A 14,733-nucleotide genomic window follows, 5' to 3' on the forward strand; every position below is an offset into this window, starting at 1 on the left:
GGGGGAGCAAAAATAAAATGGAATATAAATTTGAATATACATTTAAAAATATTACAGTAAGTGAACTTGAAAATTTCGAGAAAAAATTTAATTTAGTACTACCGGAAGATTTCAGTAAATTTTTATTATCTAATAATGGTGGAAAAGCGGTAAATAGAAGATTTCAAACAGAAGATCGAACAATAACTTCCTCGATTATACTATTTTTCCCTTTATCTAGTGAAATAGAAGAAAATTTAGAAAGTAATTTCATTAAGTATAATGAAAGCAGGATTGTACCGAAAGATTTTCTCCCTATAGGATTAGATCCGGCTAATAGTTTAATCTGTTTATCTTTAGATAGAGAACAAAAAGGTAAAGTTTATTTTTGTGACATGGACTACTTTGAAGAGGATAATGAATTAAGGAAAGAATTTATTAAACCGATATCTGGAAATTTTAAAGAGTTCATGGATAATTTATTTGTCGCCAAGTAAATAAAGTTTGAATATTGGGTGCGAAAATACAACAAAATAGAACCCGGTGGATTCCAAGCACTATCATCAACGCTTTCTGATGCTATTCTTCAATTTGTTCGTTTTTCTGAATGATATTAAAAGCTATTAGCCATGGTTATAATTCTTTTGACCTTTTATACAAAATAAACCAAAACTTTACTCTTATCAGGTAGCGTCTGGTTTAGAGCAACAGTAAAAGAATTGAATTAATCAAACTACCAAAAAATAACTCAAACTGTAAATGAGATTATTCCAGAAGAGTGGAGTAAAGTAATTTTGTATGGAGAAATTACTGTGGGGACAGGGACAGCGTTCATTTTCTATCACTTAATTTTAATGATAACCTCATATATATCCATGATATACCTTAATTACATATTAGTTGAATGGAGCATAGAGAAACATGGCGGAGGTTAATAAAGATCTTAATAGACTTATTAGAAGAATTTAAACAGAACAATGAACCAATTTAACTTTTACTTTAGAAAGTACAGGGAATTTTAAGGTTGATTATGATTATGTAGATCTATCAGATTCAGATGACCACGAAAGAAGGGTTATTTGGGAATATACTTATTTGGGTATTTTACCTGAATCTGAATATAATAAAAGTATTTTAGAAGAATACCTAAAGAAAGAATAATGAAGGACAAGAAAAGCTTGTTCTTTTGTATGACCTTAACGCAAAAGTTAAGGTCTTTTCATTGTTGATATGAATATGTATCATCTTAAGCCATATAGGTTCCTCAGATAATAGGCCGTGAGGACTTAAAATCATATAGAATTACTTCAGGCAAGGTGGCATAGGAAAAAATCAGCAAGTGGTACAAAGTTCATCCCTTACAGCAAAGAATTTGCGCAAAAGCAGGTTCAGAAGGCTCAAGCTACAATAACAGACATAGCGAGATCAGGGAAAACCACGTTAAAAAATATAGGTGAAGAACTAGGTAAAAAAGAAATTCTTAAACGTATAAGTGTGGAACAAGTTTCCATCGCAGCAGGACCAAGCCTTCCCCAAGTTATGATGGAAAAGCAGGCAATTAAGGAAGCCTATCAGAAATTCACCGTGAAGGATAGCAAAGTAGAGGTTGCTTCAGGGGAGAGTATTCCTAAGGGTACGCGTAAAGGTAGTAAGAGCGTTGATGATATAATTAAAGACGGTAGTCATTTTTTAGATGAGTTTAAATTAAAGCCAAATGTTAAATATGAAACAAATGGATATCGATATCAAACAGACGATTTAGGAAGAATTGAGAAGGCTTCGGGAGAGTTAACGTTGGAAATGGTTGTTCGTGATACCAAACATCAGTTAGCTGCTGGAGGGGATGAGAGAATAATAGCTCCTAGTACTAAAGGGGATCATGGAGGACATTTAATCGGTACTCAATTTAATGGTTCTCCTCTTATCGATAATATAGTTGCAATGAATGGTAATGTTAATGTAAGTGCTTATAAAAAACTTGAATATGCTTGGGCAAAAGCTTTAAGAGAAGGTCAACATGTTTCGGTAGATATAAAACCAATATATGAAGGGCAGTCTTTACGACCAAGTAGATTTGAAATAAAGTATAAAATTGATGGTAAAAAGGAGGTAAATAAATGAATAAAGAAAAAATGGAGCAACTATATCAAAATATAGGACGACAATTAAATTTTATTATTCCTGAATCTTGGGACAAAGTATTATTATATTCTGAAGTAACAGAGTGGAGTAATCGAACCTATTTCTACTATTATCCTCATTATAAAGAAACACCTATTTATAGTTTAGATATTGAAGATATGGATAATGTTAATGAGGACGAAGTTAATAGACAATTACACCAATTATATGAATATCTAAGAGAATTATGGGATGAATTTAAAAATCAAAAACAAGAGCAGTGGACTAACTTAACATTAGAATTGACATCAAATGGAAAATTTAATATTGATTATAATTATAGAAATTTAGAAAATGATGATAGCTATGAGCAACAAGTAATTTGGGAATATGAAAAATTAGGCATAATGCCAAAAGCGAATAGAAAACGGGATTTCAAGATAATTGAAGAATATAATAAAATTAAGAATACTACTAAATAAACTTACTTGTTAATAAAATTTTAATTTATGGTTGACTATGGTTATGAGAATCTTTCAGATGCAGATAATCACGAAAGAAGGGGTATTTGGGAATACACTTGCTTGGGTCTTTTACCTGAAACTGAATATGATAAGAGTATTTTAGAAGAATACCTTAAGAATGAATATTGGAGGACAATAAGAGCTTGTTCTTTTTGTATGACCTTAACGCAAAAGTTAAGGTCTTTTGTCTTTTCATTGTTGAGATATGAAAATGTATCAACTTACTCCATATCATGCTCCTCAGATAATAGGCCGTGAGGACTTAAAATCATATAGATTTACTTTAAGGCAAGGTGGATTAGAAAAAAGTAGCGAGTGTGGTACAAAGTTCATCCCTTACAGCAAGGAATTTGCGAAAAAGCAGGTTCAAGCTACAATAACAGACATAGCGAGATCAGGAAAAACCAAGATAAAAAATATAGGTGAAGCAATCGGTAAAAAAGAAATCCCTAAACGGATAAGTATGGAACAAGTATCCCTCGCAGGAGGACCAAGCCTTCCCCATGCTATGATTGAAAAACAGACAATTAAGGAAGCCTATCAGAAATTTGCGGTGAAGGATAGAAAAGTAGAGGGTGTTTCAAGGGAGAGTATTTCTAAGGGTACGGATAAAGCTCTATTGACTAATGAAGGAAAAGTTGGAACCTATAAACAACTTGTGAAACAAGGAACTGCTTTTGATAATATTACTCCACATCATATGCCTTCTGCAGAGAAAATGAAACAAGCTGGTATAAAAAGGAATGATGGTGTGAGTATGAATATGGAACAACCTCATCCTGGAACTGGTGGGAGACATCGTGAAACATATACATATGGTCTATCAGGAGAAAAATCGAAGGCGTATTTAAACCTTAGCTTTCGTGATGCCTTAGCTCATGATATCTTGGATGCTTGAAAAATTTATATAAAAGATGGTTTATATACTGCTGAGATAAGAGAAGGTTTAAGATAAGTTATTAAAAGAAACAAAGAGCTGTATCCGCATTTATTTGATAAATAAAACATGGAAAGGATGATTACCTTTGGATATTAAGAGTCATTTAAAAAGACTATATGATAATCGTTTATTAGAAAATGAAAATGAGATACGAGATTTTAATGAGTCATTAATGGAAGTAATAGAGTACAACGACGTCTCTGTTATTACAGATTTATGTTTAGTTTTGGATGATGAGACTGAGCAATTTGAGGTTATGTTTGGTTTGATTCATGGAATAGAGAGCTTATATAAAAATAACATAGAAGAAGGACTTGTATGTATTGCTAAAGCTTTTCCAAAGATGATTAACTCAGCTAAAGAATGGGTAGAAATTTTACATTATAGAATTTTTAATCACCCTCAAGTAAGATTAGCATATGGGAAAGTACTTTCGGGATTTGATCCATCAATTACGATTATTATTAAAGAATTATTGATTGATATAAAAAATGAAGACCCTGATATGTTTAGTGAATCTGTTAATGAGGTAATTAAGAACATCTAATGTTTAAAGTTGAACGATATAAAAGCACATAAGGCAAGTTAACAAAAAAAGAATTTATTATTGGAGTGGAAAGAAAAAGAATAAGCTATTAAAAAGTACATACTCCATGATGGTTGTACCATCATGGAGTACTGTGTGCAATGATAGAATAGAAAAACGAAGTACGAGCTTAGGCGAGATAACATTTTACTGGGTGATGAATATAAACACATGGAATGGACATAAAACTAACGAACTCGTACAAGCTCGTAGGTTTTAACGTAGTAGTTGTCACGACATATAAAAGGTGTCATACTGTTACCATAAAACTTACAAATTTAATGCTACTTAAAAACATATGAACTTAAAGCACTTGATTGTCAATTAGAGGCAACAAGTGCTTTTTTGCGTTTTAGCGTAGAAATGTAAAAGAGCACTATAATTTTATAAGTGCATTAAGTGTTAAATTTTTAGTTAAGTTTGAAGCAGACCATATGGTTTCAATGAAAGAAATAACTGAAATCGAAGGATTCAGTAGGTTAACTAGAGAACAACAGATAGAAATTCTAAATCTAAAAGATAATTTTGTTGGTCTTGGGAAATCTTCGAATGCCTCTAAGGGGGCTCATAGTTGGGCTGATTGGAAAGGACATTCTAAGATGGGAGAGGTTCCTGTTAATGTTAGAATGGAGATGCTAGAAAAAGAGGGAACAAGCTAGAGAAGCGCTAAAAGTAGCTATAGAGGAGAGGTTGAAGTAATGATGAAATTTGAAAAGATTATTATGGGTAAAACCATTGTAGTGACTGCCGAAAAAGAATTAGAACCTCAAATAGAAAATTTGTTTGCTATATTAGAACAGGTAGATTGTAATAAATTAATTCATGGATTCTCTCTTCAAGTTGGTTGGTCTGTCTATTATTTACATGAGAGAGAAACCGGGAATTTTATATTGACTTCTCCTGATTACTCTAGAAATCCATTTGAAGATATAACAGAAGATTTAACTTTAGCATTGTGGGTACAACTAGAACAAGGTCATTTTTTGAGAAAGATAAATGTCGATGGTTTATCAATAAAATTTAGTGATAAAATCATACTTACTAAAGGTGTACTAGAACTTGAGAAAATATATTTACAAAGAAATAGAGATGTTGAAAAAGGAGATTCAGGTTGGTATATAGGTCCTGTAGAGGATAATAATACTACAGAGTTGTATGCTCTATATGCTTATCAACTACTAAAAATTAAACCAGAAATCATTCAAGTTCTTGCTTTACCAAATGACTATTTGGTTGTTTTTGAAGGTCATGAAATAAAAGCAGTATTAAACGAAAACGATGTAGATGTTTTTAAAGGCTCTATATAGATTTTATTTACGGGAATTTAAGTTACACAACTAAACTATACAGGAAGTAAAACATTGAATAAAGCACTTGATTGTCAAACGGACAACAGGTGCTTTTTGTTTTATGTGAGAAATTGCTATGGACGACAGAAAATACTAATGAAAAATTCATAACTCATGATGGTTGTACCATCAAAGCATTCTGTTTTAATACTTAGTTTGTGAAAATAATAAAGATAAATAGGAGGGATAAGGAAAGTAAGATAACTGAAATAACAGGGGCAAATTTTGGAAAGCATATCATTAAAGGAAAGAATGGAAGGAAAGAACTTGATCCAAATGTACGCTATATAACTGAGGAAAATTATAAATATACAACTGATGAACTTGGTAGAATAGTAGATGTAAATGCAGAAGAATTAATATACTTGAAAAAGGAACAAGAAAAACAGCGATGCAAGTGGCAGTAGGTCGAGAAGAAGGTTGTTTGATGATGATGGTGGACACTTGATAGGAACTCAGTTTCGTGGTTCGGGAGATATTGATAATTTGCTTGCTTGAATAGGCAAATTAATCGCTCTGGTGGGGAGTGGTACAAGATGGAGACTGAGTGGGCAAACGCTCTGAAAGAGATTCCTGGGACTTCATTAAGACCAGATTCATATAAAGTAGTTTATGAGATTGAAGGTAAAGGAATATTTAAGAAAACCATTGAAAATAGAGCAGGAAGTAGAGAGATAGCTGAAACAGTTAATGAAATTATTCCAGAAGATTGGAATAAATTTTATTTTTATGCTCAAATATCAGAAAATGGAGGAGGAACTTACTTTTTTTTATAATACACTTGAAAATAAGCAATATAAATATAGTTTAGAAATTCCTTTCAAATATCAAATTGATGAAGATGAATTTGAGAGAAAAGAAGATGTTTTATATAAATTGAGTAAGGAGCTTAGAAAGGTTTTTAAAGATAATGAGCAAGTACTTTGGTATTCTTTTACAATGTCTCTAGAGAGTAGTGGGAAATTTAAGTTACATTATGATTATACAAATTGGTTTGATACAGATTATAGTTTTAGTGACCAGATGATTATTTGGAAAAATAAATATTTAGGTGACCATCTGATGAAAATTATAAAGCATTAATTGATAAGTATCATGATGAATTTCCAAATAATCCGATTTAATTAAATAGAACAGGACAGAAAAAGAAATTTTCATTTTGAAGAATTGATCTATGATGGTTGTACCATCATAAGCTACTGCTTGCACCCCCATCTCTCGACACAATAAAATAAGTCACACGAGCTTAGGCGAGATGACATTTTACTGGTTGATGAATATTAACACATGGAATGGACACGAAACTAACGAACTCGTACAAACTCGTAAGTTTTAACGTATTACTTGTCAAGACATATAAAAGGTGTCGTACTATTACTACAAAACAAATTTAATGCTACTTAAAAACTTATAAACTTTAAGCACTTGATTGTCTACTAAGGCAACAAGTGCTGTTTTGCATTTTAGAGTGAATTATAAAAAGACAACTATAATTTTATAATTGCACGAAGTGTTAAACTTTTATAGATTGTAATGGCTATGTAAAAAAATATAGGTGAAGAAATAGGTAAAAAAGAAATCCCTAAACGGATAAGTATGGAACAGACCTCCCTCGTAGGAGGACCAAGCCTTCGCCAAGTTGTGATAGAAACATACCATTAAGGAAGCCAAGCAGAAATTCACGGTGAAGGGGATAGCAAAGTAGAGGCTGCTTCAGGGGAGAGTATTCCTAAGGGTATGGGTAAAGGTAGTGCTGAAGTATGTGAAGTTAAAACATTAGTGGACAACAGACTATTTACAAACGGAAGAAAAAATAGGTTAAAGTCTGATATTAGATATAAAATTTACAATTAACAACGAGAACAGATAGATTGTCACACAGCAAAAACACACCTGGTAAAGTAAAAGGTCAAGACCATGCAGGGCATTTGGCAGGTGATAGGTTTGGAGGCTCACCTAAAATTGACAATTTGGTTTCGCTATTATCTGATGTTAATTTGAAGCAATATAAGAAAATTGAAGAAGAATGGGCTGCAGCTTTAAAAGAAACATCTCCCAAAAAAGTAACAGTTAATGTTGATATAATTTATTCTGGGAGTGATATGCGTCCTGAAAAATTTAAATATATATATACTATTAATGGTAAAAGGAGCTCTAGAGTTCTTGAAAATTAATCTAAGGAGTGAATTAGTAGTATGAAAGAATTTGAAGATAAGTTTAGTGAATTGCAAGCAGATATGATATCCATATGTATGGAATATGTTGAAGATAGAGCTGATAAAGTGTATGTTTATGCTTCACGTGAAGAAGGAGTTACTGCGAGCGATTTTTTTTATATGATTAACGACAAGTATGTAGAGCCTCATAAATTGAATGATGCATTGGAGAATGGGGAAGAAAGATATGATGTATCTGCAGAACGAAATTTTATGGTATTAGATATCTTAAATGAAGATATCGGAAAAATCAAAGCATTGTGCAAAGAATATAAAAGAGATATGCCCACTGAGATGAAATTAATATATGATGTTAAGAGTGGGAACTTCAAAGCTGAATACAAGTATGATTTAGTTTATACGCATGATGAGATTAAAACCGCCACTCATATTTTTAATGAGTGGTTTGATGAGATAAAAAATAATAACCTTTAAATTGTTTACACTCGAAGATACGCTCTAATTTGAATTCATGACTCATCAAGGTTGTACCTTCAAGGTGTGTCAATGTAATTTTAATATTAGGTAATAAGATCGAGAATAGGGCGGGATAACATTTTAATAGATAGGATTCCTCATAGATGTCATACAGTCAACATTAAAACATGAAACTTAATGAATTATTTAGAAAATGAACTTAAAGCGCTTGATTGTCTATTAAAGACAACAAGTGCTTTTTAGCGTTAAAAATTAAAAGAGCACTATAATTTTTATAATACACTAAGTGTTAAATTAATTCTTGTCTGTAAATAGACTGTAATGACTGTGAACGGTGTATTACGAGAGCAGAGGAAAGAAGAGAATAATCTTTAACAATGGTTTTAAGGTAAGGTGAAATAGAAAATTAATCCAATTATATATGTGCCAGAAAGCCAAATACGAATTATACGTACTCCTCGCAGCCAACGGTCTCGGGGAAGCAGCCACCGGCAAAGACATGTTCGGCAACCAGGTAACCGAGGAACAGCGCCAGAACGGCCTGTTGAAGGTGCTCGGAATCGGCGGTGTAGCTGGTGCGGCCAAAGTCGCCGATAAAGTACGAGTGGTACAAAGTTCGTCCCTTACAGCAAGGAGGTTGCGCAAAAGCAGGTTCAGAAGGTTCAAGCTACAATAACAGACATAGCGAGATCAGGAAAAACCACGTTAAAAAATATAGGTGACGAACTAGGTAAAAAAGAAATACCTAAACGGATAAGTATGGAACAAGTTTCCCTCGCAGGAGGACCAAACCTTCCCCAAATTGTAATGGAAAAGCAGACAATTAAGGAAGCCTATCAGAAATTCACGGTGAAGGATAGAAAAGTAGAGGGTGTTTCAGGGGAGAGTATTTCTAAGGGTACGGATAATAGGGGTGCTGAAGTTCCACCTGCCTTTAGACAAACTGAATTTGCTAGTTCGTATGAAGCGAGGCTTAATCAGACACCTGCATTAGAGAATTCAAAGGTTGAATTTGAGGGAATAAGGGGTGAATCTAAGGGAATACTTAAGCCGCCACCAGACCGTCAATTAAAACAAATTTTAGATGAAGTTGGGATTGATGGCATCCAATATAAAAATGCTGTTCCTGATTTTTCACCGACAGCAAAAGCACAAGTTGAAATCAACTATATGCTTGAAGGAAAAGGAACTTATGGAGGGAAAGCCAGACGAGCTAATTTTGTTCAATCAGACCAAAAATTAGCTGATCAACTTAATAATTCACCTGAATTAGCAAGCCAATTTGGGATGGAGTCTGGTAAAATTAGTGCAAGAGATATAAAGAAATATCGAGAAAATAATAAATTAACATGGCATGAATTAAATGATGTTAAAACAATGCAACTTGTGCCAACAAAAATAAATAGTGAATTCGGACATCTGGGTGGTGTATGAGAAATAAATGCAGGAGCTTTTATACCTGGAGGGTTTGCTAATAAACAAAAAGAGGAGATTTTAAAATGACTATAAACGACCCAATTTTTGGTGAACTTGAGTATGGTTGGGCTAAGGATACCACTATTCATTTTTTTGGTAAAGAAACTGAGATATCTTTGATGATAGATGGTGAAGAAGATGGAAAGTTTGATGAAGAGCAGTATATGGCATATCAAGCATTTATGCAAAAATGGGAGGATTTACAGCTAAGTTTATTGCAATCAATTTTAGACTATTACAAACAAAAGCGACATGAACTAGGTTATGATATTGGATTAAATGAAAATTATCCATTAGTTGAAACAACTAATCAAATACTAGAAATGATAACTTTAGATGGAATTGTTGTTCCTTATGCGGATATTTTTGAGGGGCGAGATATTGGAATTACATTTAATTGTACATGGGATATAGAAAATGGATTAGGGCTTCGTCTATTAAATGAAAAAATAATTGAAGTAGGTTACCAGGACGTTGCAATTTAAAATCGCTGTTAAAAAGTAAAGACTCATGATGGTTGTACCATCATAGAGTATTACGTGCAAAGATGGAATAGAAAAAGAAGTACGAGCTTAGGTGATATGACATTTTACTGGGCGATGAATATAAACACATGAATTGTATATTAAACTAGCGAACTCGTACAAATTCGTAAGTTTTAACGTAGTATTTGTCTCGACATATAAAAGTTGTCATACTGTTACTATGAAACTTACAAATTTAATGTTACTTAAAAACAAATCAACTTAAAGCGCTTGATTGTCAACTAAAGGCAACGAGTGCTTTTTAGCGTTATAGCGTTAAAAATTAAAAGAGCATAATACACTAGAGTTAAATTTTTATTGTCGTGTATATAGACTGTAATGACTGTGACAGTGTATGAGTAGAGAAAAAAAGGAAACTATCTTTAATAATGGTTTTAGGGTAAAGTAAAATGGGATATTAATCCAATAATTTATCTGCCATGAAACCAAGTGCGATCTGTACGGCTTAACCGCAGCCGCCTCGGTGAAGCGGCCACAGGCAAAGACATGTTCGGCAACCAACTACCGAGGAACAGCGCCAGAATGGGCTGTTGATGGCACTAGGGATCGGCGGTGTGGCTGGTGTGGCCAAAGTCGCTGGTAAAGTGGCAAGTGGTACAAAGTTCGTCCCTTACAGTAAGGAATTTGCGCAAAAGCAGGTTCAGAAGGTTCAAGCTACAATAACAGACATAGCGAGATCAGGAAAAACCACGATAAAAAATATAGGTGAAGCAATCGGTAAAAAAGAAATCCCTAAACGGATAAGTATGGAACAAGTATCCCTCGCAGGAGGACCAACCCTTCGCCAAGTTATGATGGAAAAGCAGACAATTAAGGAAGCCTATCAGAAATTCACGGTGAAGGATGGCAAAGTAGAGGCTGCTTCAGGGGAGAGTATTCCTAAGGGTACGGGTAATATATCAAACAATAATGTAAGTTTAAATCGAATAGATTATTTGCATGATAAATATGGAAGATTTACTTCAGAAGATTTAAATCATAGAATTAACTTACGTGGTGCTCTAGCACAAGAAGTTGAAAGATTAAATAAACTTGGCATTTCTAAAAGAGAGATGGGACCTGCAATTGCTGGAACTTTTGATAAAACAACAGGTAAATATTACTTTGGAATCAATAATACTACCGGTAAGATTCCAGAAAAGTTACACTCTTTAATAGAACAACGCATAATAAATATGCCGAAAGATATTAAAGAAGGATATACATTTACGTATGGGGCTGGATCTCACGCAGAAGTTTACTCATTAAATCAAGCGTTACTTGCAAATCCTCAAGCAAGTTCTTCAAATTTTAACACTCATGTAGTATGATCTGGTAAAAAATTGAAACCGGCTGGCATGATGATGCCAACTTGCCCACATTGTAATTATATTACTGAAGGATTTGAATTTAGTTCAGAGGTGAAAAAGATTGAAAGATCAAATTGAAATTTTAAGTAAAGAATATGTTATAGAACATGGAACCGACTTTGACGAAGATTTATGGTTTACATCTTATAGCGATGAAGTTTTAGATAATCCGGAAGACGAAAATGGGAAACCTTTTACCGGTTTAGCTTATGAGTTGTATGATAATGGGAATTTAATATATTATACAAATTATGTAAAAGGTTTTATAGAGGGCCAGTTAATAGAGTTTTATAAAAATGGAAATATAAAATCCGTGAAAAATTTAATACATGGACAAATTAATGGTACCGAAAGAATCTGGTACGAAAGTGGAGAATTAAAATTTGAAGGAAAATATAAATTCGGTATAGCTCTTCATTATGTGGAATGGGATGATAAAGGTCGTATCATCAAGCAAAAACTTTCTCCAACAGACACAGATTTAAAATTGATTGAATCTTTTTCTAAACGTGATACTCTATGAAGAATGTAGATTCAAACAATATAAAATTGTTAAATCAATTTACTAATATTCAAATTGAATTATTATCCGATGTAACTCTTGAGAATAGTTTTGACATTAGTGAAATCCAAACCATTGCTGGGGTAGATTTAGCTTACTGGGATGTAAATAAAACGACGTATGGTACATGTTGTATAGTTATGATTGATTATAATACAAAGGAAGTTGTCGAAAAGGTATATAGTTATGGAGAAATAAATGTTCCTTATATTTCAGGTTTCCTTGCTTTTCGAGAGTTGCCTCTAGTACTTGAAGCCGCGAAGAAATTATCTAATGAACCTGATTTATATATGTTTGATGGAAATGGGTATCTACATTATCGTCACATGGGAATTGCTACTCATGCTTCAATGTATTTAAAAAAACCAACTATTGGTGTGGCAAAGAGCTATTTAAAAATAGAAAATGTTGACTTTACGATGCCTGAAAATGAAGTGGGTTCGTATACTGACATCTTAATTCATGGTAATGTTTATGGCAGAACTTTGAGGACTTCCTATCATGTAAAACCAATTTTTGTTTCATGTGGGAACTGGATTGATTTAGAAACTAGTACGGAGATTGTCATGAACTGTATCAATCAAGAGAGTCGTTTACCCATTCCTATTAGATTAGCAGATATAGAAACACATAAAGTGAGAAAACAATTATTTAAATGAAGAATAATGTAAGTAGACATAGGACAAGTAAACAAAATTTTTGCGATAACTTGTTGAAAATCGAAAGCTTATGAGGTTTGTACGATCATAAAGTATTATAGCGAAATTTAGGCGGGATGACATTTTTTACGCAGGGAACATACCTAAAAAGAAAGCACTTGATTGTCTATTTGGCAACAGGTCCTTTTGCGTTTAATATGATTTATCAAAAGGTCGGGATGAGAGTATACGAAAGTGGTTGGTTAACCTGACATAAAAAGTAAAACCAAAATACTACTCCCGGAGTCGATCTAGTAACGGGCCGAAAGAATCGCCGCCGGCGCCATGGCAGCCGCTGGATTAATCCCCGTCGTCGGCTGGGCCGGCCGGGCCATCAAAGGCGGCACGCCCTATACAAAACGGCCAAAGGACTCAACGCAGCGAACCACGCGCTCGATGCCTATAAAACGACAAAAGGCTTTAGTCTCCTCCAGAAAACCGAATACGGAATATACGGACTCCTCGCAGCCAACGGCCTCTTTGAGACGGCCACCGGCAAAGACATGTTCGGCAACCAGCTAACCGAGGAACAGCGCCAGAACGGCCTTTTGATGGCACTCGGAATCGGCGGTGTGGCAGGTGCGGCGAAGGTCGCCGATAAAGTAGTGAGTGGTACAAAGTTCATCCCTTACAGTAAGGAATTTGCGCAAAAGCAGGTTCAGAAAGCAAAAGCATTCGGCAGACAAATCGGCAATGTGGAAGTACCTCTCCGGATTAGGGTCGAAGAATTAGCCACGGCGTATGGAAACAACTATAAACATGTCACATTTGATAAAACGACGGTTAAGGAAATTGTTCAGAAGTTTGCGGTGAAGAGCAATGGTGATAAGGGTATGGGTGTTTTGTACCATGTCCAAAGAATCTCAGAAATAGAAGTCAAGTTCAAGCAAAATCCTAAACACAATGCAGAAGAATTCGCAAGACAGTTAAAAGACCAAGAAAAAGGGTTGAATGGTTTAACTATTGATGAGTATTTAAAGAATAGAGAAAGATATATAGAAGAAGGAAGAGCTTTAGAAGGGAATGTAGCTCAAAAGGCTGCAAGAGTAAAAGCTTATTTAGATAAAGTTGATGAGTTAAGGGAGACAGGCTTATCTAGAAAAGAATCAGAAAAGCAGGCTACGGTATGGATGAATGAACAGGCTGCTTTACATAATCCAGATCAAATTGCGGGTGGCAATCCACTTGATATTGGTGGAATGGGAAAAAAGGGTTAATTCATCCCTTGGTTCGCAATGGAGATATAGAATTGATGTTATAGATGAACAAATAAAATCTATTGCAGCTAGTATGACGGAAGTGGATAAAAATCAATATACTTAAATGTGAAATTAATACAATGAAATAGAGGTGATTATAAAAATGTCAACTAACATTTTTGATAACTTTAAATTATTTGAAAAAGCACAAGCAGAAACTATTAATAATTTCAATGGTTACATACCTGAACAAGTATTAGAAGTGTGGAATAAATATGGTTTTGGTAGTATTTTAAACGGTTATTTAAATATTGTTAACCCAGAAAAATATCAGGAACTATTAAAGGATGTATATGTAAGAAACGAGGATGCTCTAGTATTGTTTACTACATCAATGGGAGATCTTGTTGTTTGGGAACATAATAAATATTTAATTTTACTTAATTTTAGAAAGGGTGAAATTAAAGGGATATCGTCCGGTTTTAAATATTTCTTTCCTGATTTAGAAGATGAATCATTTTACCAAGAAATTTTAGATTGGAATCCTTATCCTGAAGCAGTTGATAAATATGGAGAACCAGATTTTGATGAATGCTTTGGTTATACCCCTCTCCTTGGATTAGGTGGACCTGAGAATGTGGAAAACTTGAAAAAGGTGAAACTTATTGAGCATATTTATCTAATTACTCAATTCATGGGACCAATCGAATAAGGGAGAGTCAATGAAGTTGAAAAGATGGTTGATGATTAC

General features: G+C 33.8%; 20 protein-coding genes and 3 pseudogenes. 22 read left to right on the top strand and 1 reads right to left on the bottom strand.

The genetic code is table 11. The features are described 5' to 3' along the window. Positions 1-17: 17 nt before the first annotated feature. The 14 genes and pseudogenes from ABOA58_RS12430 (at position 18) to ABOA58_RS12495 (ending at position 8,150) form a co-directional block, all read left to right on the top strand. A complete protein-coding gene (locus tag ABOA58_RS12430; protein WP_289321968.1) occupies positions 18-476 on the top strand; it encodes an SMI1/KNR4 family protein in 459 nt (152 codons plus the stop codon). A 270-nt stretch (positions 477-746) separates the two neighbouring features. Next, positions 747-914, top strand: a complete 168-nt coding sequence (locus ABOA58_RS12435) for a hypothetical protein (RefSeq protein WP_434547791.1) — start codon at positions 747-749, stop codon at positions 912-914. Positions 915-1,020: 106 nt separating this feature from the next. Further along, a pseudogene (locus ABOA58_RS12440) lies at positions 1,021-1,140 on the top strand (immunity protein YezG family protein); the annotation flags it as partial. A 333-nt stretch (positions 1,141-1,473) separates the two neighbouring features. After that, the gene (locus tag ABOA58_RS12445; protein ID WP_350302536.1) at positions 1,474-2,100 is read left to right on the top strand and encodes a DNA/RNA non-specific endonuclease; all 627 of its coding nucleotides are present in this window, start codon (positions 1,474-1,476) and stop codon (positions 2,098-2,100) included. Then, complete coding sequence (locus ABOA58_RS12450) at positions 2,097-2,582, top strand: immunity protein YezG family protein (RefSeq protein WP_350302537.1); 486 nt, start codon at positions 2,097-2,099, stop codon at positions 2,580-2,582. The genes ABOA58_RS12445 and ABOA58_RS12450 overlap by 4 nt, the downstream gene beginning before the upstream one ends. A 27-nt stretch (positions 2,583-2,609) precedes the next feature. After that, positions 2,610-2,882, top strand: a complete 273-nt coding sequence (locus ABOA58_RS12455; RefSeq protein ID WP_350302538.1) for an immunity protein YezG family protein — start codon at positions 2,610-2,612, stop codon at positions 2,880-2,882. Next, a complete protein-coding gene (locus tag ABOA58_RS12460) occupies positions 2,836-3,522 on the top strand; it encodes a hypothetical protein (RefSeq protein WP_350302539.1) in 687 nt (228 codons plus the stop codon). Before ABOA58_RS12455 ends, ABOA58_RS12460 begins: the two co-directional genes overlap by 47 nt. Before the next feature lie 127 nt (positions 3,523-3,649). Next, positions 3,650-4,111, top strand: a complete 462-nt coding sequence (locus ABOA58_RS12465; protein WP_350302540.1) for an Imm30 family immunity protein — start codon at positions 3,650-3,652, stop codon at positions 4,109-4,111. Between the two features lie 473 nt (positions 4,112-4,584). Continuing rightward, on the top strand, positions 4,585-4,809 hold the full coding sequence (locus ABOA58_RS12470; protein ID WP_350302541.1) for a hypothetical protein: 225 nt from the start codon (positions 4,585-4,587) through the stop codon (positions 4,807-4,809). Positions 4,810-4,848: 39 nt separating this feature from the next. Next, complete coding sequence (locus ABOA58_RS12475) at positions 4,849-5,457, top strand: immunity protein Imm33 domain-containing protein (RefSeq protein ID WP_350302542.1); 609 nt, start codon at positions 4,849-4,851, stop codon at positions 5,455-5,457. A gap of 200 nt (positions 5,458-5,657) precedes the next feature. Further along, positions 5,658-6,164, top strand: a pseudogene (locus ABOA58_RS12480) (DNA/RNA non-specific endonuclease); the annotation flags it as partial. Further along, positions 6,147-6,623, top strand: a pseudogene (locus ABOA58_RS12485) (antitoxin YezG family protein). The pseudogenes ABOA58_RS12480 and ABOA58_RS12485, both read left to right, overlap by 18 nt. Positions 6,624-7,370: 747 nt before the next feature. Further along, positions 7,371-7,673: a DNA/RNA non-specific endonuclease gene (locus ABOA58_RS12490; protein ID WP_350302543.1), complete on the top strand. Its 303-nt coding sequence runs from the start codon at positions 7,371-7,373 to the stop codon at positions 7,671-7,673. 21 nt (positions 7,674-7,694) lie between these two features. Further along, complete coding sequence (locus ABOA58_RS12495) at positions 7,695-8,150, top strand: immunity protein YezG family protein (protein WP_350302544.1); 456 nt, start codon at positions 7,695-7,697, stop codon at positions 8,148-8,150. Between the two features lie 448 nt (positions 8,151-8,598). On the opposite strand, the gene ABOA58_RS12500 is transcribed toward ABOA58_RS12495, so the two are convergent. Further along, the gene (locus ABOA58_RS12500; RefSeq protein ID WP_350302545.1) at positions 8,599-8,766 is read right to left on the bottom strand and encodes a hypothetical protein; all 168 of its coding nucleotides are present in this window, start codon (positions 8,764-8,766) and stop codon (positions 8,599-8,601) included. A 194-nt stretch (positions 8,767-8,960) separates the two neighbouring features. On the opposite strand from ABOA58_RS12500, the gene ABOA58_RS12505 reads away from it, so the two are divergent. The 8 genes from ABOA58_RS12505 to ABOA58_RS12540 all read left to right on the top strand — a co-directional run bounded on the left by ABOA58_RS12505 (position 8,961) and on the right by ABOA58_RS12540 (position 14,694). Further along, positions 8,961-9,587: an HNH endonuclease gene (locus tag ABOA58_RS12505; RefSeq protein ID WP_434547792.1), complete on the top strand. Its 627-nt coding sequence runs from the start codon at positions 8,961-8,963 to the stop codon at positions 9,585-9,587. Positions 9,588-9,652: 65 nt separating this feature from the next. Further along, entirely contained in the window at positions 9,653-10,114 is a 462-nt protein-coding gene (locus ABOA58_RS12510; protein ID WP_350302547.1) for a DUF6985 domain-containing protein, read from the top strand. 593 nt (positions 10,115-10,707) lie between these two features. After that, positions 10,708-11,484 (top strand): YwqJ-related putative deaminase, encoded by a 777-nt coding sequence (locus ABOA58_RS12515; RefSeq protein ID WP_350302548.1) that lies wholly within the window; start codon positions 10,708-10,710, stop codon positions 11,482-11,484. A gap of 100 nt (positions 11,485-11,584) precedes the next feature. Further along, a complete protein-coding gene (locus ABOA58_RS12520; RefSeq protein ID WP_350302549.1) occupies positions 11,585-12,046 on the top strand; it encodes a toxin-antitoxin system YwqK family antitoxin in 462 nt (153 codons plus the stop codon). Then, positions 12,043-12,744: an endonuclease V gene (locus ABOA58_RS12525; RefSeq protein WP_252297168.1), complete on the top strand. Its 702-nt coding sequence runs from the start codon at positions 12,043-12,045 to the stop codon at positions 12,742-12,744. Before ABOA58_RS12520 ends, ABOA58_RS12525 begins: the two co-directional genes overlap by 4 nt. Positions 12,745-13,286: 542 nt before the next feature. After that, positions 13,287-14,000 (top strand): polymorphic toxin type 15 domain-containing protein, encoded by a 714-nt coding sequence (locus tag ABOA58_RS12530; protein WP_350302550.1) that lies wholly within the window; start codon positions 13,287-13,289, stop codon positions 13,998-14,000. Further along, positions 13,918-14,106: a polymorphic toxin type 15 domain-containing protein gene (locus ABOA58_RS12535; RefSeq protein WP_350302551.1), complete on the top strand. Its 189-nt coding sequence runs from the start codon at positions 13,918-13,920 to the stop codon at positions 14,104-14,106. The genes ABOA58_RS12530 and ABOA58_RS12535 overlap by 83 nt, the downstream gene beginning before the upstream one ends. A 39-nt stretch (positions 14,107-14,145) precedes the next feature. Then, positions 14,146-14,694: a T6SS immunity protein Tdi1 domain-containing protein gene (locus tag ABOA58_RS12540; protein WP_350302552.1), complete on the top strand. Its 549-nt coding sequence runs from the start codon at positions 14,146-14,148 to the stop codon at positions 14,692-14,694. Positions 14,695-14,733: the final 39 nt, after the last annotated feature.

Origin of the sequence: Peribacillus frigoritolerans (genome assembly GCF_040250305.1) — a bacterium.
Lineage (GTDB): Bacteria > Bacillota > Bacilli > Bacillales > DSM-1321 > Peribacillus.

Bases quoted from the DNA above. Each gene is read 5' to 3' on its own strand.
- ABOA58_RS12455 (WP_350302538.1), top strand. From the start codon at position 2,610: ATGGTTGACTATGGTTATGAGAATCTTTCAGATGCAGATAATCACGAA.
- ABOA58_RS12515 (WP_350302548.1), top strand. From the start codon at position 10,708: ATGGCACTAGGGATCGGCGGTGTGGCTGGTGTGGCCAAAGTCGCTGGT.
- ABOA58_RS12540 (WP_350302552.1), top strand. From the start codon at position 14,146: ATGTCAACTAACATTTTTGATAACTTTAAATTATTTGAAAAAGCACAA.
- ABOA58_RS12510 (WP_350302547.1), top strand. From the start codon at position 9,653: ATGACTATAAACGACCCAATTTTTGGTGAACTTGAGTATGGTTGGGCT.
- ABOA58_RS12450 (WP_350302537.1), top strand. From the start codon at position 2,097: ATGAATAAAGAAAAAATGGAGCAACTATATCAAAATATAGGACGACAA.
- ABOA58_RS12495 (WP_350302544.1), top strand. From the start codon at position 7,695: ATGAAAGAATTTGAAGATAAGTTTAGTGAATTGCAAGCAGATATGATA.
- ABOA58_RS12535 (WP_350302551.1), top strand. From the start codon at position 13,918: ATGAACAGGCTGCTTTACATAATCCAGATCAAATTGCGGGTGGCAATC.
- ABOA58_RS12525 (WP_252297168.1), top strand. From the start codon at position 12,043: ATGAAGAATGTAGATTCAAACAATATAAAATTGTTAAATCAATTTACT.
- ABOA58_RS12470 (WP_350302541.1), top strand. From the start codon at position 4,585: ATGGTTTCAATGAAAGAAATAACTGAAATCGAAGGATTCAGTAGGTTA.
- ABOA58_RS12530 (WP_350302550.1), top strand. From the start codon at position 13,287: ATGTTCGGCAACCAGCTAACCGAGGAACAGCGCCAGAACGGCCTTTTG.
- ABOA58_RS12430 (WP_289321968.1), top strand. From the start codon at position 18: ATGGAATATAAATTTGAATATACATTTAAAAATATTACAGTAAGTGAA.
- ABOA58_RS12460 (WP_350302539.1), top strand. From the start codon at position 2,836: ATGTATCAACTTACTCCATATCATGCTCCTCAGATAATAGGCCGTGAG.
- ABOA58_RS12505 (WP_434547792.1), top strand. From the start codon at position 8,961: ATGGAAAAGCAGACAATTAAGGAAGCCTATCAGAAATTCACGGTGAAG.
- ABOA58_RS12475 (WP_350302542.1), top strand. From the start codon at position 4,849: ATGATGAAATTTGAAAAGATTATTATGGGTAAAACCATTGTAGTGACT.